Source organism: Hydrogenophaga intermedia, assembly GCF_023715105.1.
Classification (GTDB): domain Bacteria; phylum Pseudomonadota; class Gammaproteobacteria; order Burkholderiales; family Burkholderiaceae_C; genus Hydrogenophaga; species Hydrogenophaga intermedia_A.
Map to the genome: position 1 here is coordinate 149,796 of NZ_JAMBNO010000003.1, position 24,478 is coordinate 174,273.

Sequence of the window (24,478 nt, forward strand, 5' to 3'; positions counted from 1 at the left end):
GGTGCTCGCCCGCTGGAAGGCGTGTCAGCCGCGCGCCGCCAAGCCGAGTTGGAGTCTTGCCGCCGAACTGTCGCGGCCGATGGAAAGCACCAGGTCGCGCACGTGTGCAGCGCGAGCAGGCGAGGCAACGAGCTGCATGTTCTCGAAGAATTTCCTCTCCACGTCGGCGTTGCTGATCGGCCGCTCGGCGCCCCCGCGGTTGACGTGCTCACGGTGCCGCAGCTCACGCCCGTCGTTCAGGGTTACCACCACCTCGCCCGAGTAGGAGGCGGGGAATGGAGAATCGGGATCCACTCCGTATTCGACCTTGGCGGCCAAGGCCAGCACCTGCTCGTCGCGCAGCGCAACGTCCTCGAGCTCGGGCAGGCCGAACCGGCCTTTCGCCAGCGAAGTAGCCACGGCGTAGGGAATGCTGAACTGCGCGTCGTAGCTGTTCTGCGGCCGCTTCTTCGTCGCCACCGGCTCACACACTGTTTTGACCACCTCGGCGGGCACCAGCGCACGCACGCTGCGGATGTCGGCGGGCTGCAGGGCATGGCGCTCGCGCAGGATCGCAGCCGCGTCGGCGCAGGCATGCGTGAAGTGGCAGGCCGGCAGCGGTTTGACGGTGACCCTGGACAGCTCCCAGGCCTCGCCCAGGCCGTTGGTAGCCAAAGCCAGATCGCAGTCCTGTGCCAGCGGACCGAGGTGGCTGTTGAAGACACCGAAGCGGCCCTCGTAGGGACGGTCGGGGCCCTTGAAGCCGTGCCTGGCCATCGTCGCCGCAGTCATGCCCGCCACCGCGGCCCAGCCCGGGTGCATGCGCTTGGTCCAGGCACCGTCCTGTAGGAACTCCAGACTGCCCGAGGCGACCGACAGCGCGATACCTTGGGCCATGGCCAGTTGCGCGGCATTCAGCCCGAGCAGGCGGCCGCTGACCAGCGTGCAGGCGAAGGCGCCGATCAGGCCCGTGGGGTGGAAGCCGACCTGATGGAACCCGCCCTTGGCCACCGACGCGAGACGCGCACCCACTTCCATGCCGGCGACGTAGGCGGTGAGCAGGGCTTCGCCGTCCAGATCGGCCAGCGCTGCGCCGGCCAGGGCGCTCGGAAACGTGCTGGCGGTGGCGTGGATCACGCCTGCTGCGTGGGTGTCGTCGAAATCCAGGCCATGGATCAGGATGCCGTTCATCAGCATCGCGTCGCGCAGCGTGAGGCGCGTCGCCAGGGCGAGCACCGGCGTTGCGCCCGCTCCGCCGGACAGCTCGGTCATCGCGGACAGCGAACGGTACGCGAATTCGTAGTGAGTGGACGCATGGGCGATGCCGACCGCGTCGAGGATCAGGTGGCGCGCCCGTTCCATCACCGTGCCGGGCACCTGCTGCGGCCGCAGTTCGGCGACGAATGCGGCCAGGGTGGCGGCGATGGTCCGGCCGCCCGGCGATGGTGTGGGGGATTTCGGCATGTCCGGCCTTCCGGATTCGCGGGCGACTGGGCCGGCCGCAGTGCGGGGATTCACTCGACACGCAGGCCTGCGGCCTTGATCACCGGGCCCCAGAGTGCAAGGTCGCGCCGGATTGCCTCGGCCAGCTGCTCGGGTCCGCCATAGCGAACGTCGAGCCCGAGCGTCGTGAACTTGTCGCCGAGCTCGGGGCCGGCGAGTGCCTTCTCGATCTCGGCGGCCAGGCGTCGCTGGAGCGGCGTGGGCAGGCCGGCGGGCGCGACCACGCCCATCCAGCCCACGAAAGCGTAGCCGGGCAGGGTTTCGGCTACCGTGGGAACCTCGGGCAAGAGGCGATGCCGGGTTCGCCCGGTGGTCGCGAGGACGCGCAACTTGCCGGCGGCGACCATCGGCAAAGCCGTGTTCGGCGCATCGAAAAGAAATTGAAGGCTGCCGCCGATGAGGTCGGTCAGCGCCAGCGCGGTGCCGCGGTACGGCACGTGTGACAGACCGACCTTCGCATCGATCGCAAGCAGCTCGCCGGCCAGGTGGTTCGACGAGCCGTTGCCCGCCGAGCCGTAGTTCAGGGAGCCGGGCTTCGCGCGGGCGGCAGCGAGCAGGTCCCCCAGGTTCTTGTACGGACTGTCGGCCCGCACCATCAGCAGGTTCACGTACTCGGCAAAGCGCGCGATGGGCGTGAAATCGCGCTCGGGGTCATAGCCGACGTTCTTCGACAGGTGCGGGCCCATGCCGAACGTGGCGGTGTGCGCAAACCCCAGCGCATAGCCGTCCGCAGGCATCTTGGCCAGCCGTGCCACCCCGATGCCACCGCCGGTGCCAGGAATGTTCTCGACCACGAAGGACTGGCCGAGTTGCTCCTGCAGGCGCCCCGCAACGAGGCGGCTGACCGCATCCGCCGGCCCGCCGGGCGCGAAAGGCACGACGAAGCGAACCGGCTTGCCCGGATAGGCCTCCTGAGCAAGCGCGGATGGAGACCCCAGCGAGGCCGCCAACGCACTACTTACGGCGAGAAATGTCCTGCGCGTCGTCTTCATTGAGGTCTCCGTTCAATACGACCGCGGCAGCCCCATGACATGCTCGGCGATGTAGTTCAGCACCATTTCGCGGTTCAACGGCGCCGTGCGCAACAGCCGCACCAGACCGTACAGGTCGTAGATCCCATATTCCTTGGTGAAGCCATTTCCCCCGTGTGTCTGGATCGCTGCATCGACGGCGTGGATGCCGGCCTCGGCCCCGGCGTACTTGGCGATGTTGGCGAACTCGCCTGCCGGCAGGCCCTGGTCGAAGGCCCACGCCGCCTTCAGTGCCATCAGGGAGGCCATCTCGATCTCGCTGCGTGCGATTGCCAGCGGATGCTGCACGCCCTGGTAGGCGCCGATGGGCGTCTTGTTGAACAGCTTGCGGTCGTTGGCATACGCTACCGCTTTCTTGAGCGCGAAGCGGCCGATGCCGGTACACAGCCCCGACAGGATGATGCGCTCCGGGTTGAGGGTGTCGAACAGGATGCCGAAGCCCTTGTCCACTTCACCCAGCACGTCGTCCTCGGTCAGCGCCACGTCGTCGAAGAACACCTGCCACTGCGTCTCGGGCACGGGGAACGCGACGGGGATCAACGTCATGCTGATGCCCTTCTTCTTCATGTCGACCATGAAGATGGTGAAGCCGTCGGTCTTCTTCTTCACGTCGGCCCGCGGCGTGGTGCGGGTGACCACCATGGCGTAGTCGGCCCGGTTGGCATCCGTGATGAACACCTTCTGTCCGCTCAGACGGAAGCTGCCTTTGCCGTCCGGCTTGGCCAGGGTGGTGATCTCCATCGAATTGGAACCCGCGTTCGGCTCGGTGATGGCGAAGCAGAACTTGATGTCGCCCGAGCAGCCGCCAGGCAGCAGCCGGCGCTTCATGTCTTCACTGGCGTGCTTGGCCAGCAGCCCCATCGTCATGGTCGGGCCCACGACGAGGTTCAGCAGGGGGATGCCGTTGTTCGCCAGCCCTTCCATGAACAGCAGCATCTCCGTCATGCCCTGTCCGGCGCCGCCGTACGCTTCAGGCACCATGATGCCCAGGAAGCCGTCGTCGGTGATCTGCTGGTACAGCTCCGCCGGCGGCTCGCTCTTGTCGGCATACGTCTTCCAGTATTTATGGTCGAACCGCTGTGACACGCGGTCGCCGTACTCGTAGACCATCCGTTGTTCCTGCGTGAGCGCGAAATCCATGCTGTTCTCCGGAAGCGGGACGATAGCGTCTGGGTGTCAGACTTTTGCCGAGGGGAAGACAGGCGCGCGCTTCTCGCGCACGGCGGCGACGCCTTCGGCCGCGTCTTCGCCGAGGAAGCAAAGCATCTCCATCGCCAGCGAGCTCTCGAAGGTCGGGCGCGCCATGTGCATCCAGCCGTTGAGCGAACGCTTGGTGAAGCGAATCGCCTGCTGGCTGCCCGCGGCCAGCTTGTCCGCCACCTCCATGGCCTTGTCCATCAGCTGTGCGCGCGGCACGCACAGGCTCACCAGCCCGATGCGCTCGGCTTCCTTGCCCGAGACGAAGTCGGCCGTCATCAGGTAGTACTTCGCCTTGGCCATGCCGCACAGCAAGGGCCAGAGGATTGCTGCGTGGTCGCCGGCGGCAACACCGAGCTTGACGTGGCCGTCGGTGATCTTGGCTTCTTCGGCCATGATGCTGATGTCGGCCATCATGGCCACGGCCAGGCCGGCGCCGACGGCCACGCCGTTGATCGCGGAGATCACCGGTTTTTCACAGGCCATCACGTTGTAGACGATGTCCGATGCCTCGGTCATCACGTTATTGATGGTCTTGGCGTTTCCGACCATGCCGGTGATCCAGTTCAGGTCGCCCCCGGCCGAAAAGGCCTTGTCGCCGGCGCCGGTGATGACGGCCACCTTGGTCTTGGGGTCGTCATTGACCACGCCCCAGATCTTGGTCAGCTCCCAGTGCAGCCGGGCGTTGGTGGCGTTCATCACCTCCGGGCGGTTGATGGTGATCAGCAGCACGCCGTTGGGCTTGTGCTCGAACTGGAGGAACTGGAAGTCGGTGTAGTTCATGGTCGGGTCCTTCATGGAGTGGAGAAGACTGAGGCGGCTCAGCGCAGCGTGGCGCGGCCGTTGTTGAGCACGACGACGTCGCGTTCGACGACGCGTGCGCGGAAGAACGCGGCGCTGCAGTCGTTCCAGATTTCGGTACGGATCGTCTCGCCGGGGTAGACCGGCGACGAGAAGCGCGTTTCGATCGAGGCGAGGCGGGACGGATCGCCGTCGCACAGCGCCTGCGTCAGCGCCCAGCCGGCAATGCCATAGGTGGCCAGGCCGTGCAGGATGGGTCGCTCGAACCCGGCGGCGCGGGCGATCGCGGGTTCGGCATGCAGCGGGTTGTAATCGCCCGAGAGGCGGTAGATCAGCGCCAGTCCGGCGGCAGTCCTGCGTTCGACACTGCGATCCGGCGTGCGGGTGGGCAGTTCGTGCACCGGTTTGACCGGTCCAGACGGCCCGCCGAAGCCGCCGTCGGCGCGGCAGAAGGTGGTCGACCCCAGGGTGGCCAGCAACTCGCCGCTGGCGGCGTCGGTGACCGTGCGCTCGGTGTAGAGCAGCGCACCCTTGCCCCGGCCCTTGTCGACGATGCCGGTGACCCTCGTGCGGCCGACGACCTCACCTTCGGGAGCAGGGTGCCGGTGGATGATCAGGCTCTGTTCGCCGTGGACCAGGCGCACGGCGTCGACGCCTGTTGCGGGGTCCTTGAGCCACATGCCCGGGTAGCCGAGAACGACCGGCAGGGTCGCAAGGGCCACGAGGTCCTTCTCGTAGACGTGCCGCAGCTCGCCCTCGTCGGTCGGGTCGGCGCCGAGGCCGAGCCCGAGAGCGTAGAGCATGGTGTCGCGCCGGGTGTAGCGATGGCGCACGTCCTCGAAGGGCCATGCCATCAGCTTGTCGTAGTTGATCGCCACCGTGTGCCCTCAGACCGGGTCCCAGGAGAAGACGATGTTCGAGGTCTCCAGCGGGAAGAAGCTTGGCTTCATGGCCGGCAGCACGCGCTCCGCGATCGTCTCGGGCGTCCAGCCCTCCGCGGTGTGCATGCCGCGCACCGGCCGCGGCTGGCTCATCAGGAAGATCTCGTTGCCCCGGACGGCGAAGATCTGCGCGGTCACGTCGGCCGCCGCGTCGCTCGCCAGGAACGCGGCCACGGGTGCGATCTGCGCCGTATCCAACTTCTGCAGCTTGGCGACCCGCGCCTGCTGCTCGGGGGTTTCGGTGGGGATCGAGCCGATCATGCGGCTCCAGGCGAAGGGCGAGATGCAGTTGGAACGCACGTTGTAGCGCTTCATGTCGCCGGCGATCGAGCGCGAAAGGGCCACGATGCCGAGCTTGGCGGCGCCATAGTTGGCCTGCCCGAGGTTGCCGATCAGGCCCGAAGTCGACGTCATGTGCACGTAGGCGCCCGACTGCTGCGTCTTGAAATGCGGCGCTGCGGCCCGCGACACATAGAAGGTGCCGTGCAGGTGCACGTCGATCACAGCATGCCACTCCTCCACCGACATGTTGAAGAACAGGCGGTCGCGCAGGATGCCGGCGTTGTTGACGACGATGTCGATGCGGCCGAAGTTGTCTGCGGCACACTGGATGATCCGGTTCGCGGCCTTCCAGTCGGACACGCTGTCGGTGCTGAGCACCGCTTCGCCGCCGCGGGTCCTGATCTCTTCCACCACCTCCTGACCAGGGCTCGCGTCGTTGCCTTCGCCGCTGACCGACGCGCCGATGTCGTTGACGACGATCCGGGCGCCCTGTGCAGACATCTGCAGTGCGATGTCGCGCCCGATGCCGCGGCCCGAACCCGTGATCACAGCGACTTTGCCTTCCAGCATCGTGCCCTTGTGCATGGTGTGAAACTCCTCGATTTGAAGAAATGTGGATGTGGCGATGGCGGCGTCAGGACGGCAGCTGCAGCACGGCGCCGGCGAGGATGTTGCGCTGGATCTCGTTGCTGCCGCCGTAGATGGTGGCCGGTCGTGCGTTGTAGAACGTGGTCAGCACGTCGATGGAGCTGCCGTCCACGTCGATATCGCCCGGCATGCCGCCGCTCGCGCCGGCGATCTCCACCAGCAGGTTGGCCAGGCGTGAATACGTTTCGGTGGCGAACAGCTTGAGCATCGATACGTCAGGACCCAGCGTCTCGCCCCGCTTGACCTGCTCCACGAATCGCGCGTAGAGCGTGCCCAGGTCCGCCACGTCCAGCGCGAGCTGCGTGTAGCGGTCCGTGAACACGGGGTCCTCGGCGAGGCCCAGCAGATCCGCAGCCTCGCGCACCCGCGCCAGGGCGTACTGGCTCTGCTTGGGGCTGCCCAGGAAGATGCGCTCGAAGCTGAGCAGCGCCTTGGCGATCGTCCAGCCCTTGTTCAGCTCGCCCACGCGCTGGTTGCGCGGGACGCGGACATTGTCGAAGAAGACTTCACAGAAGTCCTCGTTGCCGGCGATGTTGCGGATCGGCCGGACGGTGATGCCCGGCGTACGCATGTCGGCCAGCAGGAAGCTGATGCCCTCCTGCTTCTTGGCGGCCTTGTCGGTGCGCACCAGCAGGAAGATGTGTGTGGCATCCTGCGCCAGCGTGGTCCAGGTTTTCTGCCCGTTGACAATGAAGTCGTCCCCGTCTTCCACCGCTTCGGTTCGCAGGCTGGCCAGGTCCGACCCGGAGTCCGGCTCCGAATAGCCCTGGCACCAGATGTCATCGCACGAGAGGATGCGCGGCAGGTAGTGGGCACGCTGCGCTTCCGTGCCGTGCTGGATGAGCAACGGACCGACCATGGTCACGCCCATGTCCGGTGCCCTCGCAACGCCATGCCGTTCCTGTTCCTCGATGAAGGCGATCAGCTTCTCGGGCGCGAGTCCCATGCCGCCGTAGCGCACCGGCCAGCTCGGTGCCAGCCACCCCCTGGCTGAGAGCTGGAGGGTCCAGTCGCGAATCTCGGCCCAGCGCAGGCGACGCTTGGGGTAGCGCAATGACTCGGGGTAATGCTGCTCGAAGAAGGCGCGCACCAGGGCGCGAAAATCGTCCGTACTGAGCGCGTTCCAGTCCGTGGTGTTCATGCGGCAGACTCCCGATGCCCTGCAGTGTTGCGGCTCAATTGGGCGAAGCGCCTGCGCTGGATCGCTGCGTTGCCGAGCCACGCGGAGAGCACCAGCGCGCGCTGGACATAAAGCCCGAGGTTGCACTCGTCGGTGAAGCCGATGGCACCGTGCATCTGCACTGACTCACGTGCGATCACAAGCGCGGCTTCCGAGCAGCGTGCCTTCACCCGTGCGCCCAGCAGGGCGCGTTCCATGCCCGTGCACCCGCGGTCGAGTTCGGCGATGGCGTGGCCGACGAGCGCGCCGCTCAGCTCCTGCTGGATCAGCATGTCGACGGCGCGATGCTGGAGGGCCTGGAAGCTGCCTATCGGCTTGCCGAACTGCTTGCGCGTGCGCAGGTAGTCCAGCGTGGTGGCGACCATCTGTCTGCATATGGTCGCCAGTTCGACGCCGGCCAGCACCAGCGCCTCGTCGTACGCTGCGGCCAGTGCGGCGCCGGCGGCTGGACCGATGGCCAGCAAGTGGTCCGTGGGGACGGCGATTTCGTGGAACTGCAGGCGCGTCGCGAACGTGCCGTCGGCCAGCCGCTGGACACTCGTCACGAGGCCCTCGGACCCTGCAGGCAGCCACACCAGCGCCGTGCCTTCCGAAGACGACGCGCTGACGATGTAGCCGGTGGCGGCCGCGCCGGGACGGACGTGGCGCTTGCCGCCGCGCAGGACCAGATGGTCGCTCTCCCGGGCGCAGATCGCGGCCGGCTCGGCGAGGCAGCCCCGGTGGTCGAAGCTGACGGCTCCGGTGGCATCCTCCTGCCAGGCGACAGCGGGCAGCGCACGGCCGGCGGCGACGTCGGCGAGCAGCGCCCGTGCGGTCGGATGGCCGCCGCAGCCCTGCAGGAGCCTCCCCGCGAACACCAGCACCGGGACGAGCGGCTCGGGTGCGACCTGCGCGGCCAGCGCGGCGGCCACTTCGGCCATCTCGGCGAAGCCTTGTGCGTAACCGCCGGCGGACTCGGGCACCAGCAGCCCGGTCCAGCCCTGCGCCGCCAGCGAGTTCCAGAACTGCATGTCGAAACCCGGTGCTTCGGCGCGCAGCGCACGCGCGCGTGCCGGGGGCGACTCCTTGGCGCTGAAGGCAAGGGCGCTGGAGCGCAGCATCTGCAATTGCTGCAGTCGGTCTGGATCGGCGAGGGCGGCGGACATGGGTTGGGAAATCAGTGTCGGGATGAAGGGATCAATAGGACTTGGGCAGGCCCAGCACCTTCTCGGCGATGAAGCACAGGATCAGCTGCGGGCTGATCGGCGCCACGCGGGGGATCAGCATTTCGCGCAGGTAACGCTCCACCTGGTATTCCTTCGCGTAGCCGAAGCCGCCCAGGGTGGCCATGGCCCGCTGGCAGGCATTGAAGCCAGCCTCGGCCGCCATGTACTTGGCCGCATTGGCATCGGGGCCGCAGTTCAGGTTCCGGTCGTACTTCCAGGCACCGCGCATGGCCATCAGCCAGGCCGCCTCGAGCTCCATCCACGACTGCGCCAGGGGGTGCTGGATGGCCTGGTTCTGGCCGATGGGGCGGTCGAAGACGATGCGCTCGTTCGCATACTTCACGGCCCGCTCCAGCGCTGCCTGCCCGAGACCCACCGCCTCCCCGGCAATCAGAATGCGCTCGGGGTTCATGCCGTGCAGGATGTACTCGAAGCCACGTCCTTCCTCGCCGATGCGGTCCTCCACCGGTACCCGGAGCCCGTCGATGAAGAGCTGGTTGGAATCGACCGCCTTGCGCCCCATCTTCTCGATCTCGCGCACCTCGACGCACCGCCGGTCCAGGTCGGTGTAGAACAGGCTCAGGCCCAGTGTGGGCTTGGGACAATCCTCGGGCGGCGTGGTGCGCGCCAGGATCAGCATCTTCGTGGCCACCTGCGCGGTCGAGATCCAGACCTTCTGCCCCGTCAGGATGTAGTGGTCGCCCCGGCGCTCGGCGCGCGTCTTGAGCCTGGTCGTGTTCAGGCCGGTGTTGGGTTCCGTGACGGCGAAGCAAGCCTTGTCCTTGCCGGCGATCAGCGGTGGCAGCATGCGGCGCTTCTGCGCGTCGCTGCCGAACACCACCACGGGCTGCAGCCCGAAGATGTTCATGTGCACCGAAGAGGCCCCGGACAGCCCGGCGCCGGAGCGCGCGATCGCCGTCATCATCACCGTCGCCTCGGTAATGCCCATGCCGCTGCCGCCGTATTCCTGCGGCATGCAGATGCCCAGCCAGCCGCCGGCCGCGAGGGCGTTGTACAGCTCGTGCGGGAAGCCGCCCTCCCGGTCTCGCTGCAGCCAGTAATCGTCACCGAACTCCGCGCAGATGCGGCCGATGGCCTCGCGGATGGTTTCGTGTTCGCGGTTTTCGCTGAAGTCCATGGCCGGGTCCCTCAGAGAGCCATGGCCAGGCGTGTGCCCTGGTCGATCGCCCGCAGTGCGTCCAGCTCACTCGCCAGTTCCGCCCCGCCAATCACGTCGGGTTGGATGCCGACGCCGCGCAGCTCCACGGCCAGTGCGTTCTCGGACTCCTGCCCGGCGCAGATCACCACCGTGTCGACCTCGAGCAGCCGGGCCTCGCCGTTCACGCGCAGGTGCAGCCCGGCATCGTCGATTCGCTCGTAGCTGCAGCCCGACAGCGTCTGCAGTCCCCGCTGCTCGAGCCGGGCCCGCAAGGCCCAGCCGGTGGACAGGCCCAGCGTGCGCCCGGGCTTCTCCGGCCGGCGCTGCAGCAGGGTAACGCTGCGCAGGGACCTTGGCGGCTGCGGCGGCTGCAGGGCGCCGGGCACCTCGGGCGCCGTCGTGACGCCCCACTCGGTCAGGAAGGCGCTGACTTCATCTTCTGCGGCAGGGGGCGAGCCCCCGTCCGCGACCTCGTGCAGCAGGTATTCGGCCACGTCGAAGCCGATGCCGCCGGCACCGATGACGGCAACGCGGCGGCCTGCCTGCCTGCGCCCCGAGAGCAGCTCCGCGTAGCCGACCACCTTCGGGTGGTCCAGCCCCTGGATCCCGGGCCTGCGCGCCCGCACCCCGGTGGCGACCACGATGCGGTCGAACTCCGCCGCGGCCAGCTCGCCTGCAGCCGGCCGCTGCCCCAGGCGCACTTGCACGCCTTCCTGATCGAGGCGGGTGCCGAAGTAGCGCACCAGCTCGTGGAATTCTTCCTTGCCCGGCACGGCCCGCGCGAGGTTCAACTGGCCGCCGATGTGGGGCGCGGCTTCGTACAGAGTGACCTGGTGGCCCCGCTCGGCGGCTGTCACCGCGCATGCCAGCCCGGCGGCGCCGCCGCCAACCACGGCGATGCGGCGTCGCGCCGTCGGGGCCGGCATCTGCATGAACTCCAGTTCCCGCCCGGCACGCGGGTTGACGAGGCAGGAGGCCGGGCGGTTGGTGAAGATGAAGTCCAGGCAGGCCTGGTTGCAGGCGATGCAGGTGTTGATGGTGTCGGGGCGGCCTGCTGCGGCCTTGCGCACGAAATCGGGGTCGGCAAGGAAAGGCCGGGCCATGGACACCATGTCGGCGTCTCCCGCAGCCAGGATGTCTTCGGCCACCTCGGGCACGTTGATGCGGTTGGAGATGACCAGGGGAATGCCGATGGCGCGTTTGATGCGCGCTGCGGCAAAGCGGAAGGCCGCGCGCGGTACCAGATAGGCGATGGTGGGAACCTTCGCCTCGTGCCAGCCGAAGCCCGTGTTGATGACGTCGGCTCCCGCAGCCTCGATGGCCTGCGCCAGTGCGATGACCTCATGGGCCGGGGCACCGCCTTCGACCAGGTCCAGTGCCGACAGCCGGTACATGATCAGGGCGCGGGCACCCAGGCGTTCCCGCGTGCGGCGCACGATCTCCACCGGCAGGCGGTGCCGGTTGGCCATGCTGCCGCCGAACTCGTCGGTGCGGTCGTTGCAGCGGGTGGTCGTGAACTGGTTGATGAAATACCCTTCCGAGCCCATCACCTCCACGCCGTCGAAGCCGGCGCGCATTGCCAGCTCGGCGCAATTCACGAAGTCCTCGATGGTCCGCCAGACTTCCGCGGTCCCGAGGGTGCGCGGCACGCGACGGTTGATCGGCGACGGAATGCTGGAGGCGCCCACGAGTTGCGCGGTCTTGCCATAGCGTCCGGTGTGCAGCACCTGCAGCAGGATCTTGCCCCCTTCGGCATGCACCGCCTGCGGTATCGGACGCAGCGCGTCGGCTTGTTCGGGCGTGATGAGCTGCGGCCCATGGTCGTCCAGCAGGGCTTCAAGGTTCATCGCGAACCCGCCGGTGACGATCAGTCCCGCGCCGCCGCGCGCGCGTTCGGCGTAGAACGCGGCCAGCCGTTCGACACCGCGGTCGAGGTTGTCCAGCCCCGTGTGCATTGATCCCATCAGCGTGCGGTTGCGCAGGGTGTGAGCACCGAGCGCGATCGGCGACAGCAAGGTGGGGAAAGCAGGGGGCGCATTCATGGAGGTCAAGTCTAACTAACGTATGTTCGATGATATAGTCGATCCCGGCTTTTGTGAAATTTCTCTGCGCGAGGGTTTCCCCTCTCGCGCGATTCCGCCCCTCCGAATCGCAAAATCGCCCATGCCCCAAGTCGTACCGCCAAATGGCCACCCGGCCGAGCTCTATCTTCAACCCGGCCGCTTCGTCGACAGCAACCATCCGGCGGTGCAGGCCTTCGCCCGCGCCCATGCTGACGCCTCGATGAAGCCGCGCGACATCGCCGTGAAGTTGTACTACGCGGTGCGCGATGGCTTCCGCTACGACCCCTATCACTTCGACATGTCCCAGGCGGGGCTCAAGGCGAGCCAGGTGGTGGAGCAAGGGCGCGGCTTCTGCGTGCCCAAGGCGACTTTACTGGCCGCTGCGGCACGCGTGTTCGGCGTGCCCGCACGCCTGGGCTTTGCCGACGTCCGCAACCATCTCACAAGCCCGCGGCTGCGCGAGATGATGAACACCGACGTGTTCGCCTTTCATGGCTATGCCGAACTGATGATTGACGGCCGGTGGGTCAAGGCGACGCCCGCGTTCAACCTGAGCCTGTGCGAGAAGGCTGGCGTGAAGCCGCTGGAATTTGACGGCAGCTCCGATTCCATTTTCCATGAGTTCGACCGGCAGGGCCGGCGCCACATGGAGTACATCCGGGACCGCGGCACCTATGCCGACGTGCCGCGCGAGGAGATGCTGCAGGCCTTCGAGCACCTGTACCCCAACTACCGGGACTGGATGCAGAACACCGGCACAGCCGACTTCGAGGGCGAAGTCAGGCCACGGCGCGCGGACTGAAGGCCATTCCGGCGCATGCATCGAGCCGGCTCCTCCCCAGACCAAGGAGAACGTCTACGTGAGCCTCAGATCCTTTACCCTGCATGACCTGATCGAACGCAATGCCTGGCTGCACGGCCGCCGCATGGCCTTCACCGGCGAGGGGCAAGCGGTCACGCACGCGCAGTACGCTCAGCGGACGGCGCGCCTGGCCGCCGGCCTGGCCGGTGCAGGCCTGGTGGCGGGTGAGCGTGTTGCCGTGCTGGCGCACAACTGCCAAGCCTATGTCGACCTGGTCGGAGCGGCGGCACGCCTCGGCGCCATCGTCGTGCCGATCAACTGGCGCCTGTCGGCCGAAGAGGTGGCCTACGTGCTGGCGGATACCCGCCCCCGGGCGCTGGTGGCCGCGCCGGACCTGCTGCCGCTGCTGGGGCAGGCGGATCTCGAAGGCATGCGGAGGTACGTGATGGCGGGCGACTTCGACGCCGGGACGGGCTGGATGCCGCTGGGAAGCCTGTATCTGGACACCGTCGCCCCCGTGCCGGCGCAGATCGAGGACGATGCGGCCTTGTTCATCGTGCACACTGCTGCCGTGGGCGGGCGGCCGCGCGGCGCGCTGCTGTCGCACCGCGGCCTGCTGACGGCCGCAGCCCAGTCCGCCCACGCCTGGAAGCTCAGCCCGCTCGACGCGCAAGTGGGCGTGCTGCCGCTGTTCCACGTGGCCGGCATCGGGTTGACGCTGACGCTGATGGCCGCGGGGGGGAGCACGATCACGGTGCCGCGCTTCGACCCGAAGACCGTGGTGCAACTGGTCGACGAACTCGGTGGCACCGTGATGGGCTCGTTTCCACCCATGCTGGGCGCGGTGCTCGATGCCGCTGCCGGGGCGGGTTCCAGCCTCGGAGCGCTGCGCATCGTGTTTGGCATCGAGGCGCCCGACACGCTGGCGCGCTTCGCCGTCGCCTGCCCGCACGCCGAGTTCTGGGTGGGCTACGGGCAGACCGAGACCTCGGGCTCGGTCTCCACTTCGCGCTACGCCGACCGGCCCGGCAGTGCAGGCCTGCCGGTGGAGCAGCACACCGTGGCCATTGTCGACGATGAAGACTGCCCCGTTCCGCATGACACCACGGGGGAGATCGTGGTGCGGGGGCCGATGGTCTTCAAAGGCTACTGGAATTGCGAGGCCGACAACGCCTTGACGTTCCGCGGCGGCTGGCATCACACCGGAGACCTGGGGCGTTTCGACGCGGAGGGCTACCTCTGGTACATGGGCCGTTCGCCGGCCAAGGAATTGATCAAACCCGGCGGCGAGAATGTCTACCCAGCCGAAGTCGAGCGGGCGCTGCTCGAGCATCCGGCGGTGGACCAGGCCGTGGTGTTCGGCGTGCCCGATGCGCAGTGGGGCGAGGCCGTGCAGGCAGTGTGCGTGCTCAAGCCCGGCCAAACGCTGGCTGCCGAGGAACTGATTGACTTCGTCGGCGGGCGCATCGCGCGCTACAAGAAGCCAAAGCACGTGGTGTTCACCGCCGAACTGCCAAGAACCGCTTCCGGCGGCATCGACCGGGCCGCAGCGAAGGCCCAGCACGCGCTGGCCTGACGCTCGCGCTGTCAACCGGGTGTGCTGAGCCCGCCATTGACGCTCAGGGTCTGGCCGGTGATGGCATCCGACTCCGGGCCCGCGAAGAACGCCGCAGCCTGCGCGATGTCGGCGCAATGCACCGGAAAGAGCATTCGCTTTCGGAGGTTGTCGAGCATGCCCTGGCCGTGCGCGCCGGCGAGCGCAGCCGATCCGCCACCCCAACGCGGCTCGGCGTCCCAGATGTAGCTCATCGCCACAGCGTTGATGCGGATGCCGTCGCGCCCGAGTTCGCGCGCCAGGACGCGGCACATCTGCATCATGCCCCCCGTGGCGCCCCCGATGAACGACTCGCCCACGGTGGCCACCCTGCCGGCGTCGGTGCCGATGGCCACGATCTTGCCGCGACCCCGGCTGCGCATGGCGCGGGCCGCCGCCTGGATCGCGTACGCGCGCGTGAGCCAGTGAGAGCGGATATAGGTCTCGAAGTCCGGTCCCTCCATCTCCAGGAACAGCTTGAACGCGAGCGAGTCGCTGCTGGCGCCGGCGCCGCTGGCCACCAGCACGTCGAGCCGGCCGTGGCGTTGCACGATGCGGTCAACCATGGCCTGCACCGCAGCGCGGTCGGTCAGGTCGGCGCACTCGAACTCCGCCCGCCCGCCCGCCGCCTGGATCTCCTCGACGACTGCGGCGCCGCTGTCGGTGCTGCGGCCGTTGACAACAACGGTGGCTCCGCGGCGGGCCAGTTCGTTCGCCGCGGCGCGCCCGATGTACGCCGTGGCGCCGGTGACGAGCGCGATCTGGTCCTGAAGGGTTTTCACGGCCGGGGCCTATCCTTTCAACCTAACACTTGTTAGACTCGTGGCATTGTCACGGAGATCCGATCCATGAGCAAGCGCGAAGCGGTCATCGTCGGGGTCGCCGACGTGCCCTTGAAGGATGGCAAGGTGCTGACACCGATGTCGGTGCTGCAGATGCAGGCCCTGGCGGCGCGCGACGCGCTGGCGGACGCGGGTATCCCGATGGGCGCGGTCGACGGCCTCCTGACGGCCGGCATGTGGGGCGTGCCCGGCCCTGGGCAGCTCCCCACGGTCACGCTGTCCGAGTACCTCGGCATCACTCCCCGGTTCGTGGATGGCACCAATATCGGCGGCTCGGCCTTCGAGGCGCACGTGGCGCACGCCGCCACGGCGATCGAGGCCGGCCGCTGCGAGGTGGCGCTCATCACCTATGGCAGCCTGCAGCGCAGCGAAGCCAGCCGCAACCTGGCCGGCCGCCCTTCGGTGCTGACGATGCAGTACGAAACCCCCTGGGGCATGCCCACGCCGGTGGGCGGCTACGCGATGGCGGCGATGCGCCATATGCACGAATTCGGCACTACTTCCGAACACCTGGCCGAGATCGCGGTGGCCACGCGCAAATGGGCGGCGCTGAATCCTGGTGCGACGATGCGTGCGCCGCTGTCGATCGAGGACGTCCTGGGCAGCCCGCTGATCTCCGATCCACTGCACCTGCTCGACGCATGCCTGGTCACGGACGGCGGCGGCGCCGTCGTCATGACGACGGCGGCGCACGCGAAGGCGCTGGGACGCAAGGCCGTGCACGTACGCGGGTTCGGCGAGGCGCACACCCACTGGACGATTGCAGCGATGCCCGACCTCGCCCGGCTGACGGCCGCCGAAGTGGCCGGGCGCGAGGCTTTCGCGATGGCGGGCATCGGCCCTGATGCGATCGATGTCGTCGAACTGTACGACTCCTTCACGATCACCGTGCTGATGACGCTGGAGGCGCTGGGGTTCTGCGGGCGCGGCGAGGGCGGCGCCTTCGTCGCCGGCCAGCGAACTGCGCCGGGCGGCGCTTTCCCGCTCAACACCAACGGCGGCGGGCTGTCGTACGCCCATCCCGGCATGTACGGGATCTTCCTGCTGATCGAAGCCGTGCGCCAGCTGCGCGGTGAATGCGGCGAGCGCCAGGTCAAGGACGCCGTCACTGCCCTCGTCCATGGCACCGGCGGCACGCTGTCGAGTGGCGCCACCTGCATTCTTTCCACCCGCTGAGCAGCGACATCCACCATGTACGAAAAGCCCCTGCCCATCGTCGACCCGGAAAGCGCACCCTACTGGATGGCGCTGAAGGAAAACCGCCTCATCCTGAAGCACTGCCGTGACTGCGGACGGCATCACTTCTACCCGCGCGCGCTTTGCCCGCATTGCCATTCCGACGCGCTGGAGTGGCGCGACGCCCGCGGAACCGGCAGCATCTACAGCTTCACGATCGCCCGTCGCCCGGCCGGTCCGGCCTTCAAGGCGGACGCGCCCTACGTCGTGGCCGTGGTCGACCTGGACGAGGGCGCCCGGATGATGACCAACATCGTCACCGACGACGTCGAGTCGGTGCGCATCGGCCAGCGGGTGGCCGTGCACTTCGAAGCGGTCACGGGCGAGATCACACTGCCGAAGTTCCGGCCCGCCTGACGCGACGCCGTCATGAACTTCGACATCGACCCTGACACCACGGCGATCGCCGAGGCGGTGCTGCGCTTCATCGAGCGCGAAGTGGTTCCCCTGGAGGCCAGGCATCGCGCAGTGCTGGGCAGCGAACGCACCTTGTACCAGGCCGACGGCCGCTACGTGCCGGAGGCGCTGGCACTGCGCCAGCAGGTGCGCATGCGCTCGGCCGAACTGGGCTACTACAACCTGTTCGGCGACGAGAAGCTCGGGGGCGGCGGGCAGGGTGCTCAGGTCATGGTCCATGTGCAGGAAGCCATCAACCATCGCTTCGGACCGGGCCGGCCGCTGATCCAGACGGTGGTGCTGCCCTCGCCCTTCACCAACGGTTTGTCGCCGGTGCTGCGGCACCTTGACCCCGAGGTGTTCGAGCGTTACCGCGGCGGGATTGCCAGCGGCGCCAGCACGCTGTGTTTCGCGTTGAGCGAGCCGGACGCCGGCTCGGACGTGTTCGCCATGAAGACCCGTGCGGTGCGCGACGGCGACCACTGGGTGCTCAGCGGAACCAAGCAGTGGATCACCAATTCGCCTTATGCGGACCACGCCATGGTTTTCGCGCTGACCGACCCCGAAGCGGCGGCGCAGCACAAGGGCGGGGTGACGGGCTTCTTCGTGGACACGCGCTCGGCTGGATTCAGCGTGCCGCGCCTGATCAACACCGTCGGGCACCTCGGGGGCGACACCGGCGTGGTTGTGCTGGACGGCGTGCGTGTGCCTGACGACCACCGGCTTGGCGCGGTGGGCCGCGGCCTGAATGTGGCCATGGACGGCGTCAACGCAGGCCGCATGGGCATGGCCGCCACCTGCCTGGGCCTTGCGCGGTGGGCGCTGGACCAAGCGGTCGAATATGCGAAGGTGCGCAAGACCTCGGGCGTGCCGATCGCCGAGCACCAGGCGGTTCAGTTCATGCTGGCCGATTCCGCCATGGACATCTACGCGGCCAAGTCGATGATCCAGAACTGCGCCTGGCGCGTCGACCAGGGTCAGGCGGCGACGGCACAGGTGAGCATGGTCAAGGCCTTCTCCACCGAGATGCTGGGCCGGGTGATGGATCGCAGCATCCAGGTGCACGGCGCTATGGGGCTGACCAACGAGCTGCGCATCGAAGAGGGCTACCGCTTTGCCCGTGTCATGCGCATCCCGGACGGGACAGCCGAGATCCAGCGCCGTACCATCGCCCGTCAGTTGCTGGCCGGCCGCACGGAGCTGTAGCCGCATGGCGCCGCGCGAGTGAGGAGCCTGCCCTGAGCGAGCACAAGACCGATGCAACCCGGCAACCGTCCGACGCCGGGGAGCCGAGATCCGGGCCGCTGAGTGGCGTGCGTGTGATCGACCTCTCGGCCGTGCTGATGGGCCCGTACGCGACGCAGATTCTGGCGGACCACGGGGCCGACGTGATCAAGGTCGAGTCGCCGGGCGGCGGGGACTCGACGCGCCAGATCGGCCCCTCGCACCACCCGGGAATGGGGCCGCTGTTCCTGAACCTCAATCGGGGCAAGCGCAGCATCGTGCTGGACCTCAAGCAACCCGCCGGACTGGCAGCGATGCACCGGCTGCTGGTCGGGGCGGACGTGTTCATGCACAACCTGCGGCCGGCATCGATCGATGGGCTCGGCCTGGGCTACGAACAGGTCAGGGCGATCCGGCCAGGCATCGTCTGGTGCGGGATGTACGGCTACGGCGAGAGTGGCCCGTACGCCGGCCGGCCTGCGTACGACGATCTGATCCAGGGTGCGGTGGGCATCGCCGAGCTGCAGGCGCAAGCCGCGCAAGGGCCTCCGCGCTACGTGCCCCTGGTCATCGCTGACCGCATGGCGGGACTCCATGCCGTGCACAGCATCTCGATGGCCTTGTACGCGCGGGAGAAGACCGGGCGCGGCTGCCGCATCGATGTGCCGATGTTCGAAACCCTCGCAAGCGTGGTGCTGGGGGACCATCTGTATGCCCGCACGTTCGAGCCCGCAGAAGGCGCCAGCGGCTACGTGCGCCTGCTGTCGCCAGGGCGGCGTCCGTATGCCACCCGTGACGGCCACATCTGCGCCTTGGTGTACAACGACGGCCAGTGGCGCCGCTTTCTCCAGGCCGTCGAACGCGAAGATCTGCTGGCGGACGAACGCTTTGCCAGCCTGGCGAGCCGAACCCGTCACATCGACCACGTTTACGGCTGCCTTGCTGAAATCCTGTCCCAGCGCGGAACCGCCGAGTGGCTGGCGTTGTTCGAGCGCATCGACGTGCCCGCCATGCCGCTGAACAGCGTGGATTCGCTGCTTGACGATCCCCACATCAGGGCGGTCGGGCTGCTGGCGCATGTCGAGCACCCGACCGAAGGGGCCCTGCAGCTGCCCCGGGTTCCCGTGGACTGGGCCGATCACCGCCCCGGTCCCATTGCGCCGGCGCCGCGCTTGGGCGAGCACACCGTATCCGTGCTGCAGGAGTGCGGCTTTGGCCGAGAGGAAGTGGCCGCGATGCTGCGAAGCGGCGCCGCGCTGGGGTGAGGGCGCGCAGCCTAGCGGCGGCGCAGCCAGTTCACCACCACGAGCACGAAGCCCGCAGCAGCCGCGACAGCGGCAAGGCGTGGCTCCGACGAATACAGGATGGCGGCACTGACGGCCAAGGCCGCTGGCAGCACGTTGGGATCGGCGTCGCGTCGCCCATGCCGCCCCGACCGAAGCCGCTCGAGATCATTGGAGGGGAGGCTGACGGGCACGGTGCCTGTCCGCGCGAATCTTTCCAGCTGCCCCACCAGGCCTGGCGTCGAAAGCGCAGCGCGTCCGAGCGCGCCGAGCAGCCTGACGCCCTCTGCTTTCAGCCTCTGCGGGCTCGCGCGCTCGCGCATGAGCTCGGCCGCCAGAGGCCCAAGCTCGGACGCGATATGGAACGCCGGGTCCATGCGGCGCACGAAGCTTTCGGCCGTCAGGAGGGTTCGAAGCACGAGGGCAAGATCCGGCGGGAGCGCAAGGTGATGATGGCGCAAAAGGGTGAACACGCGCCGGAATACTTCCACCAGGTCGATTTGCCCGAGGGGTACGTCGCGAAGCGGGCCGATGATCTCGACGATGTCATGTTCCAGCCCGCGGCGATCGACTGCGGGATCCCCCGCCCAGGCCATCAGGACGTCGACCACCGAGGCCGTGTCATTGATCGCGACGGCGAGTCCGAGGCGCACCAGTTCCTCCCGGCGCTGGGGCCGCAAGGTGCCAACGGATCCGAAATCGATGAACGCCAGGCTGCCTTCTTCGAGGAAGTACACATTGCCTGGGTGCGGATCCGCATGGAACTCGCCGTTGATGACGATCATGCGAAGGACCGCCTGCGCATAGCTGTGCGCCATCGCCGGCAGCGGCACGTCCGCCCTGCGCGCGGCTTCGAGGTCGCTCGCCGGCACGCCACGCAGCCGCTGCTGGATGTTCACGCGCCGGCCGGTCAGCTCCCATTCGAATCCCGCCGTGCGGACCCCGATCGTCGCCAGGAAGGCGCCGATCGACTCGCTGCTGCGCGCCTCCGCGCCCAGGTCCATCTCGCGGGCCAGGTTTTCGCCCAGGTGCCGCAGCAGCTCGTCCGGCCTGAGCCTCGCGAGCGTCGGTAGCCGGCGTTGCGCCATCCGCGCCAGCCGGCGCAGGATGCGCAGGTCGGCATCCACCTGCCTCTCGATGCCCGGGCGGCGGATCTTGACGATCACCTCGCGGCCGTCCGTCAGTGTCGCGGCGTGGACCTGTGCAATGGAGGCGGCCGCGAGCGCGACCTCGTCGAAAGCGAGGAAGGCGCTACCGAGCGGGGCTCCGACGGCCTCCTCCACGATCGGGCGCAGCGATTCGAAGGGCAGCGGCGGCAGGCGATCCTGCAACGTGGAGAGTGCGGCTGTCCATTCCGGCTCCAGCAGGTCGCTGCGCATCGCCAGCAGCTGGCCGAACTTCACGGCAACAGGACCGAGGTCGCGCATCAGGGCCACGACCGCCTCGGGGCGCGCGTTTTCCAGGGGCTCTTCGCGTCCCTGTCCGATACCCAGCAGGCCGGCTAGGCCCTTGACGCCGTGGCGTCCGAACAGCACCAGGATCTGTGCGAGCCGCTCGCGCTCGTTCAGCAAGAGCTCACGCTACAACGATATGGTCGCGGCGGTGAAGTGGCTGAGCAGCGACTTGTCGGCCGTCTGAACCGCACCCGACGCTCGCGGACGAGCGCCACGACCTGCTCCTGGCATTCGCGCAGCACTTCGGCACTGACCGCACCACGCATGCGGGCCACGATCAGGTCTCCCACGCATTCCACCCATACCTGTTCCTTCATGTCTGATGATCTCCATGCAGCAACAACCGATTCTGGCCGATCCGCCACGGCTGCAGTGCACCGCAGCCGCGCAAGGGAAAGCCGCTGGCCGGGCAAGTCGAGCAAGCCCATCGCGAGAGATCCGAGGGTTCGCAAAAGGAAGGGGGCGCGTATGGCGCCTGTCTCGCGGCCAAACATTCGCATTGACCGGCGCTCAGCGGGCCGCTAACATGAAGACGTTAGCTAGCTAACTAATAGCTAGCTATCCAACAGTGCCGTGAACGAGAACGACCAGTACCGTTTCAGTGCCTTGCTGCAGGAAGCATCGCGGCTCTGGCGCCAACGCCTGGACCGCAGGCTCAGGCACCTGGACTTGTCGCAGTCCCAGTGGATGGTCCTTCTCAAGGTGCCCGCCGGGGGACTGACGCAGAAGGTGCTGGCCGACTCCGTCGGCGTGGAGGGTCCCACCCTGGTGGGGCTGCTCGATCGGCTCGAGCGCAACGGCTGGATCGAGCGCGGTGTCTGCGAGGAGGACCGCCGCGCCAAGCGCGTGGTGCTGACGCCCAAGGCAAAGAAGGCGCGCGCAGCGGTGCGCAAGATCGCCTCGGGGCTGCGGCGCGACGTGCTGGCAGGGATCGACGAACCGCGCGTGGAGCAATGCATAGCCGTCCTGAGCGAGATCAAGCAGCGGCTCGAATCCATCCATGATTGAGCGGCTGACCATGAGGGGACCGGCGGCCGGCCGCACCAGGCTGCGGCGCGCGGTTTACGTCACGGCAGCCCTGGTCGTGCTGGCCGTGGCCGCCCGGTTCGTCCATCACCGCCTGACGCATGTGGTCCTGACCGACGCGCGTGTGGCCGCCGAAATGATCTCCGTGGCCAGCCGCGCTCCGGGCTGGCTGGCTGTCCGCGCAGTGCAGGAAGGCGAGGTCGTGCGCCGTGGCCAGGTGCTGGCGGAGATCTACGCGCAGAACGCCAGCCTGGCCACCAGTGCCCAGGAGGCCAGCCTGCGCAGCGCCGAGGCGGAGGTGCTGCGCCTGGAGTTCCTGATCGTGGAAACGCGCGCTTCGACCCAGGCCGCCCTCAGCGAAGCCAGGAGCCAGTTGGCGACCGCGGGGCTCGCCCTGGAACAGGCGCGCTTGAACACGGCCAACGCGCGTGCAGACCATGAGCGCGACTTGGATCTGGTGAAGCGGGAATTCGTCTCCGAACAGCGCACGCAGCATAGCGCCACCGCGTACAAGATCGCCCAGCGCGAAGAGGAAAAGGCGAGATCGGAAGAGAGCGCCGCCAAGGCGCGCGTTGCCAGGGCGGAGGCCGCTGCGCGGCTCGATTCGTTGACGGCGCAGGCGCAGCGTGCCCGGGCGGACGCCGAGGGTCTTCGCGCACGGCTCGGGCTGGCGCGCCTTGACCTGCGTGATCTGCAGCTGGTGAGTCCAGTGGACGGCGTGGTGGACCGCACCTTCGCGAACACGGGCGATTACCTCGGGGCCGGCCAGCGCGTGCTGCTGATGCACGACCCACAAGCGGTCTGGGTGGAAGCAAATGTGAAGGAAACCGATCTCGCGGGCATCCGTGTGGGCCAGCGCGCCGAGGTCAAGGTGGACGCTTACCCGCAGCGCGTGTTCGAAGCCACGGTGAGTCTGGTGGGGCACAGCGCGACCAGCGCATTCGCATTGTTGCCGAACCCCAATCCGTCGGGCAGCTTCACCAAGATCACCCAGCGTATTCCGCTCCGCCTGGCGATCCGGCAGGAGGGATTGCTGCTCAAGCCGGGCATGATGGTCGAGGTATCGGTTGACACCCGGCAGCGCTGACCACGGCCTCGCCCCGTACTTCGAGCGCCATGGCCCCGCTTACCGCTGGCTGGTCGTCACCACGACGATGATGGCCACCATCACGGTCGTGCTGTCGTCGACCGTCGTCAACGTGGCCTTCCCCGACATCATGGGCGTCTTCGGCATCGGGCAGGACCAGGTTCAGTGGATGTCCACCGGCTTTCTGGCCGCGATGACGGGTTCGATGCTGCTCAATGCGTGGCTCAACGATGCGATCGGCGTGCGCGCCACCTTCGTCGGATCGCTGGCATTGTTCACGCTTGCGTCGCTCGCGGGCGGCCTGGCGCCGGACGAGAACGTGTTGATCCTCGCACGGGTGGCGCAGGGCATCTCCGCGGGCATCCTGCAGCCCCTGGCGATGATCATGATCTTCCGTGTGTTTCCGCCCGGCGAGCGGGGGCGGGCGATGGGCATCTACGGCATCGGGGTGGTGCTGGCGCCGGCCGTCGGACCCGTACTCGGCGGTTGGCTGACCGACAGCTACGACTGGCGCTGGGTGTTCTACATGGGACTGCCAAGCGCGGTGGCCGGCATGCTGCTCGGCTGGGCGTTCCTCCCTCCTCGCGTGCACAGTGGCAAAGCAGCCCGGTTCGACTTCGTCGGCCTGGTGCTGCTCACTTTGTTCCTTGCGTTCTCCCTCTCCACGGTGGCCAGCGGACAGCGCGAAGGCTGGGATTCGAATTTCGTGCTCGGCATGGCATGCAGCGGCGCAGTGTTTCTGCTTGCGTTTATCGGGTGGGAGCTCAGGATCCGCGAACCGCTGGTCGACCTGGCCGTGTTCAGGCACTTGCGCTACGCCGCGGCGGCACTGGTGGCGCTGATTTTCGGCGCCGGCATCTACGGCTCCTCGTACCTCGTGCCGTTGTTTGTGCAGACCGTCCAAGGCTACACGCCGACCCGCGCGGGCGAGCTGCTGATCCCCGGCGGGCTGGTCCTGGGGCTGGTTTTTCCGATCGCCGGCCGGATGGCCGACCGCCTGCCCGGCTACCTCCTGATCGCCACCGGGCTGTTCATCTTCGGACTCTCCAACGCGCTGTTGTACGACGTCAGCGTGGATACCGGGTTCTGGCGGATTGCCCTGCTGGTCACGCTCGGGCGGATCGGCCTGGGGGTGATGATGCCGGCGCTCAACGCCGGTGCACTGTCGGTGTTGCCCTCCGAGTTGCTGGCGCAGGGCACCGGCACCATCAACTTCGTGCGCCAGTTGGGCGGAGCATCCGGCGTGAGCCTGCTGTCCGCCGCGGTCGAGATCCGCCTGGCCTTCCATGCAGAAGCGTTGGCAGGGACCCAGACCGCCGGCAACGGGTCGACGCTGGAGCTTCTCCAACGCATCGGCAGCCTGGAAGGCGCGCTGGGAGTACCCGCCATCCAGACCCTTCCGGGTGCGATGGACTACCTCGCCCGTGTGATCGCCGCGCAGGCGCAGACGCTGGCCTTCGGCGACGGCTTCGCGCTCGTGGGACTCGTCTTCTGGGTGGGAATCCTGCCGGCGTTGTGGATGCGGGCAAGACGCTGAGGAGCAAC

General features: G+C 67.9%; 21 protein-coding genes. 9 read left to right on the forward strand and 12 right to left on the reverse strand.

All coding sequences use genetic code 11. From position 1 onward, the window contains the following. Positions 1-24: 24 nt before the first annotated feature. The 10 genes from M3149_RS04040 to M3149_RS04085 are packed head-to-tail and all read right to left on the reverse strand — an operon-like array spanning position 25 to position 11,968. Positions 25-1,443, reverse strand: coding sequence for an MmgE/PrpD family protein (locus tag M3149_RS04040; protein ID WP_251708052.1), 1,419 nt, complete (start codon positions 1,441-1,443; stop codon positions 25-27). Positions 1,444-1,493: 50 nt separating this feature from the next. Beyond that, entirely contained in the window at positions 1,494-2,474 is a 981-nt protein-coding gene (locus tag M3149_RS04045; protein ID WP_251708053.1) for a Bug family tripartite tricarboxylate transporter substrate binding protein, read from the reverse strand. 12 nt (positions 2,475-2,486) lie between these two features. Next, on the reverse strand, positions 2,487-3,653 hold the full coding sequence (locus tag M3149_RS04050) for an acyl-CoA dehydrogenase family protein (RefSeq protein ID WP_251708054.1): 1,167 nt from the start codon (positions 3,651-3,653) through the stop codon (positions 2,487-2,489). 36 nt (positions 3,654-3,689) lie between these two features. Next, on the reverse strand, positions 3,690-4,493 hold the full coding sequence (locus M3149_RS04055) for an enoyl-CoA hydratase/isomerase family protein (RefSeq protein WP_251708055.1): 804 nt from the start codon (positions 4,491-4,493) through the stop codon (positions 3,690-3,692). A 38-nt stretch (positions 4,494-4,531) separates the two neighbouring features. Further along, positions 4,532-5,389, reverse strand: coding sequence for a MaoC/PaaZ C-terminal domain-containing protein (locus M3149_RS04060; RefSeq protein WP_251708056.1), 858 nt, complete (start codon positions 5,387-5,389; stop codon positions 4,532-4,534). Positions 5,390-5,398: 9 nt separating this feature from the next. After that, entirely contained in the window at positions 5,399-6,319 is a 921-nt protein-coding gene (locus tag M3149_RS04065; RefSeq protein ID WP_251708057.1) for an SDR family oxidoreductase, read from the reverse strand. 49 nt (positions 6,320-6,368) lie between these two features. Further along, positions 6,369-7,523, reverse strand: a complete 1,155-nt coding sequence (locus M3149_RS04070) for an acyl-CoA dehydrogenase family protein (RefSeq protein WP_251708058.1) — start codon at positions 7,521-7,523, stop codon at positions 6,369-6,371. Then, positions 7,520-8,707 (reverse strand): acyl-CoA dehydrogenase family protein, encoded by a 1,188-nt coding sequence (locus M3149_RS04075; protein WP_251708059.1) that lies wholly within the window; start codon positions 8,705-8,707, stop codon positions 7,520-7,522. The genes M3149_RS04070 and M3149_RS04075 overlap by 4 nt, the downstream gene beginning before the upstream one ends. Before the next feature lie 31 nt (positions 8,708-8,738). Beyond that, positions 8,739-9,905 carry an acyl-CoA dehydrogenase family protein gene (locus M3149_RS04080; RefSeq protein ID WP_251708060.1) on the reverse strand — a complete coding sequence of 389 codons (1,167 nt, stop codon included), beginning with the start codon at positions 9,903-9,905 and terminating at the stop codon, positions 8,739-8,741. An 11-nt stretch (positions 9,906-9,916) separates the two neighbouring features. Next, positions 9,917-11,968, reverse strand: coding sequence for an FAD-dependent oxidoreductase (locus M3149_RS04085; RefSeq protein WP_251708061.1), 2,052 nt, complete (start codon positions 11,966-11,968; stop codon positions 9,917-9,919). A 121-nt stretch (positions 11,969-12,089) separates the two neighbouring features. Here M3149_RS04085 and M3149_RS04090 point away from each other — a divergent pair, with 121 nt between their 5' ends. Both M3149_RS04090 and M3149_RS04095 read left to right on the forward strand, forming a co-directional pair. Continuing rightward, entirely contained in the window at positions 12,090-12,791 is a 702-nt protein-coding gene (locus tag M3149_RS04090; RefSeq protein ID WP_251708062.1) for a transglutaminase-like domain-containing protein, read from the forward strand. A gap of 58 nt (positions 12,792-12,849) precedes the next feature. Beyond that, positions 12,850-14,367: an AMP-binding protein gene (locus M3149_RS04095; RefSeq protein ID WP_251708063.1), complete on the forward strand. Its 1,518-nt coding sequence runs from the start codon at positions 12,850-12,852 to the stop codon at positions 14,365-14,367. Between the two features lie 11 nt (positions 14,368-14,378). Here M3149_RS04095 and M3149_RS04100 read toward each other — a convergent pair whose 3' ends face one another. Next, the gene (locus M3149_RS04100) at positions 14,379-15,167 is read right to left on the reverse strand and encodes an SDR family NAD(P)-dependent oxidoreductase (protein WP_251708064.1); all 789 of its coding nucleotides are present in this window, start codon (positions 15,165-15,167) and stop codon (positions 14,379-14,381) included. Positions 15,168-15,233: 66 nt separating this feature from the next. Between M3149_RS04100 and M3149_RS04105 the strand changes: the two genes are divergently transcribed. The 4 genes from M3149_RS04105 (at position 15,234) to M3149_RS04120 (ending at position 19,348) form a co-directional block, all read left to right on the forward strand. Next, entirely contained in the window at positions 15,234-16,403 is a 1,170-nt protein-coding gene (locus M3149_RS04105; RefSeq protein ID WP_251708065.1) for an acetyl-CoA acetyltransferase, read from the forward strand. A gap of 15 nt (positions 16,404-16,418) precedes the next feature. Next, complete coding sequence (locus M3149_RS04110) at positions 16,419-16,820, forward strand: Zn-ribbon domain-containing OB-fold protein (protein ID WP_251708066.1); 402 nt, start codon at positions 16,419-16,421, stop codon at positions 16,818-16,820. A gap of 12 nt (positions 16,821-16,832) precedes the next feature. Beyond that, the gene (locus M3149_RS04115; RefSeq protein ID WP_251708067.1) at positions 16,833-18,065 is read left to right on the forward strand and encodes an acyl-CoA dehydrogenase family protein; all 1,233 of its coding nucleotides are present in this window, start codon (positions 16,833-16,835) and stop codon (positions 18,063-18,065) included. A 98-nt stretch (positions 18,066-18,163) separates the two neighbouring features. Next, complete coding sequence (locus M3149_RS04120) at positions 18,164-19,348, forward strand: CoA transferase (protein ID WP_285886486.1); 1,185 nt, start codon at positions 18,164-18,166, stop codon at positions 19,346-19,348. Positions 19,349-19,359: 11 nt separating this feature from the next. Here M3149_RS04120 and M3149_RS04125 read toward each other — a convergent pair whose 3' ends face one another. Further along, complete coding sequence (locus M3149_RS04125; protein ID WP_251708068.1) at positions 19,360-20,937, reverse strand: ABC1 kinase family protein; 1,578 nt, start codon at positions 20,935-20,937, stop codon at positions 19,360-19,362. A 456-nt stretch (positions 20,938-21,393) separates the two neighbouring features. Between M3149_RS04125 and M3149_RS04130 the strand changes: the two genes are divergently transcribed. Genes M3149_RS04130 through M3149_RS04140 form a run of 3 tightly spaced genes read left to right on the forward strand, consistent with a single transcriptional unit; the run spans position 21,394 to position 24,470 of the window. Beyond that, complete coding sequence (locus tag M3149_RS04130; RefSeq protein ID WP_251708069.1) at positions 21,394-21,828, forward strand: MarR family winged helix-turn-helix transcriptional regulator; 435 nt, start codon at positions 21,394-21,396, stop codon at positions 21,826-21,828. Then, a complete protein-coding gene (locus M3149_RS04135) occupies positions 21,821-22,933 on the forward strand; it encodes an HlyD family secretion protein (RefSeq protein WP_251708070.1) in 1,113 nt (370 codons plus the stop codon). Before M3149_RS04130 ends, M3149_RS04135 begins: the two co-directional genes overlap by 8 nt. Continuing rightward, positions 22,914-24,470: a DHA2 family efflux MFS transporter permease subunit gene (locus M3149_RS04140; RefSeq protein ID WP_251708071.1), complete on the forward strand. Its 1,557-nt coding sequence runs from the start codon at positions 22,914-22,916 to the stop codon at positions 24,468-24,470. The genes M3149_RS04135 and M3149_RS04140 overlap by 20 nt, the downstream gene beginning before the upstream one ends. Positions 24,471-24,478: the final 8 nt, after the last annotated feature.

Coding starts and splice junctions, on each gene's coding strand:
- M3149_RS04040 (WP_251708052.1), bottom strand. CDS start 1,443: ATGCCGAAATCCCCCACACCATCGCCGGGCGGCCGGACCATCGCCGCC.
- M3149_RS04045 (WP_251708053.1), bottom strand. CDS start 2,474: ATGAAGACGACGCGCAGGACATTTCTCGCCGTAAGTAGTGCGTTGGCG.
- M3149_RS04050 (WP_251708054.1), bottom strand. CDS start 3,653: ATGGATTTCGCGCTCACGCAGGAACAACGGATGGTCTACGAGTACGGC.
- M3149_RS04055 (WP_251708055.1), bottom strand. CDS start 4,493: ATGAACTACACCGACTTCCAGTTCCTCCAGTTCGAGCACAAGCCCAAC.
- M3149_RS04065 (WP_251708057.1), bottom strand. CDS start 6,319: ATGCACAAGGGCACGATGCTGGAAGGCAAAGTCGCTGTGATCACGGGT.
- M3149_RS04070 (WP_251708058.1), bottom strand. CDS start 7,523: ATGAACACCACGGACTGGAACGCGCTCAGTACGGACGATTTTCGCGCC.
- M3149_RS04075 (WP_251708059.1), bottom strand. CDS start 8,707: ATGTCCGCCGCCCTCGCCGATCCAGACCGACTGCAGCAATTGCAGATG.
- M3149_RS04080 (WP_251708060.1), bottom strand. CDS start 9,905: ATGGACTTCAGCGAAAACCGCGAACACGAAACCATCCGCGAGGCCATC.
- M3149_RS04085 (WP_251708061.1), bottom strand. CDS start 11,968: ATGAATGCGCCCCCTGCTTTCCCCACCTTGCTGTCGCCGATCGCGCTC.
- M3149_RS04090 (WP_251708062.1), top strand. CDS start 12,090: ATGCCCCAAGTCGTACCGCCAAATGGCCACCCGGCCGAGCTCTATCTT.
- M3149_RS04105 (WP_251708065.1), top strand. CDS start 15,234: ATGAGCAAGCGCGAAGCGGTCATCGTCGGGGTCGCCGACGTGCCCTTG.
- M3149_RS04110 (WP_251708066.1), top strand. CDS start 16,419: ATGTACGAAAAGCCCCTGCCCATCGTCGACCCGGAAAGCGCACCCTAC.
- M3149_RS04115 (WP_251708067.1), top strand. CDS start 16,833: ATGAACTTCGACATCGACCCTGACACCACGGCGATCGCCGAGGCGGTG.
- M3149_RS04135 (WP_251708070.1), top strand. CDS start 21,821: ATGATTGAGCGGCTGACCATGAGGGGACCGGCGGCCGGCCGCACCAGG.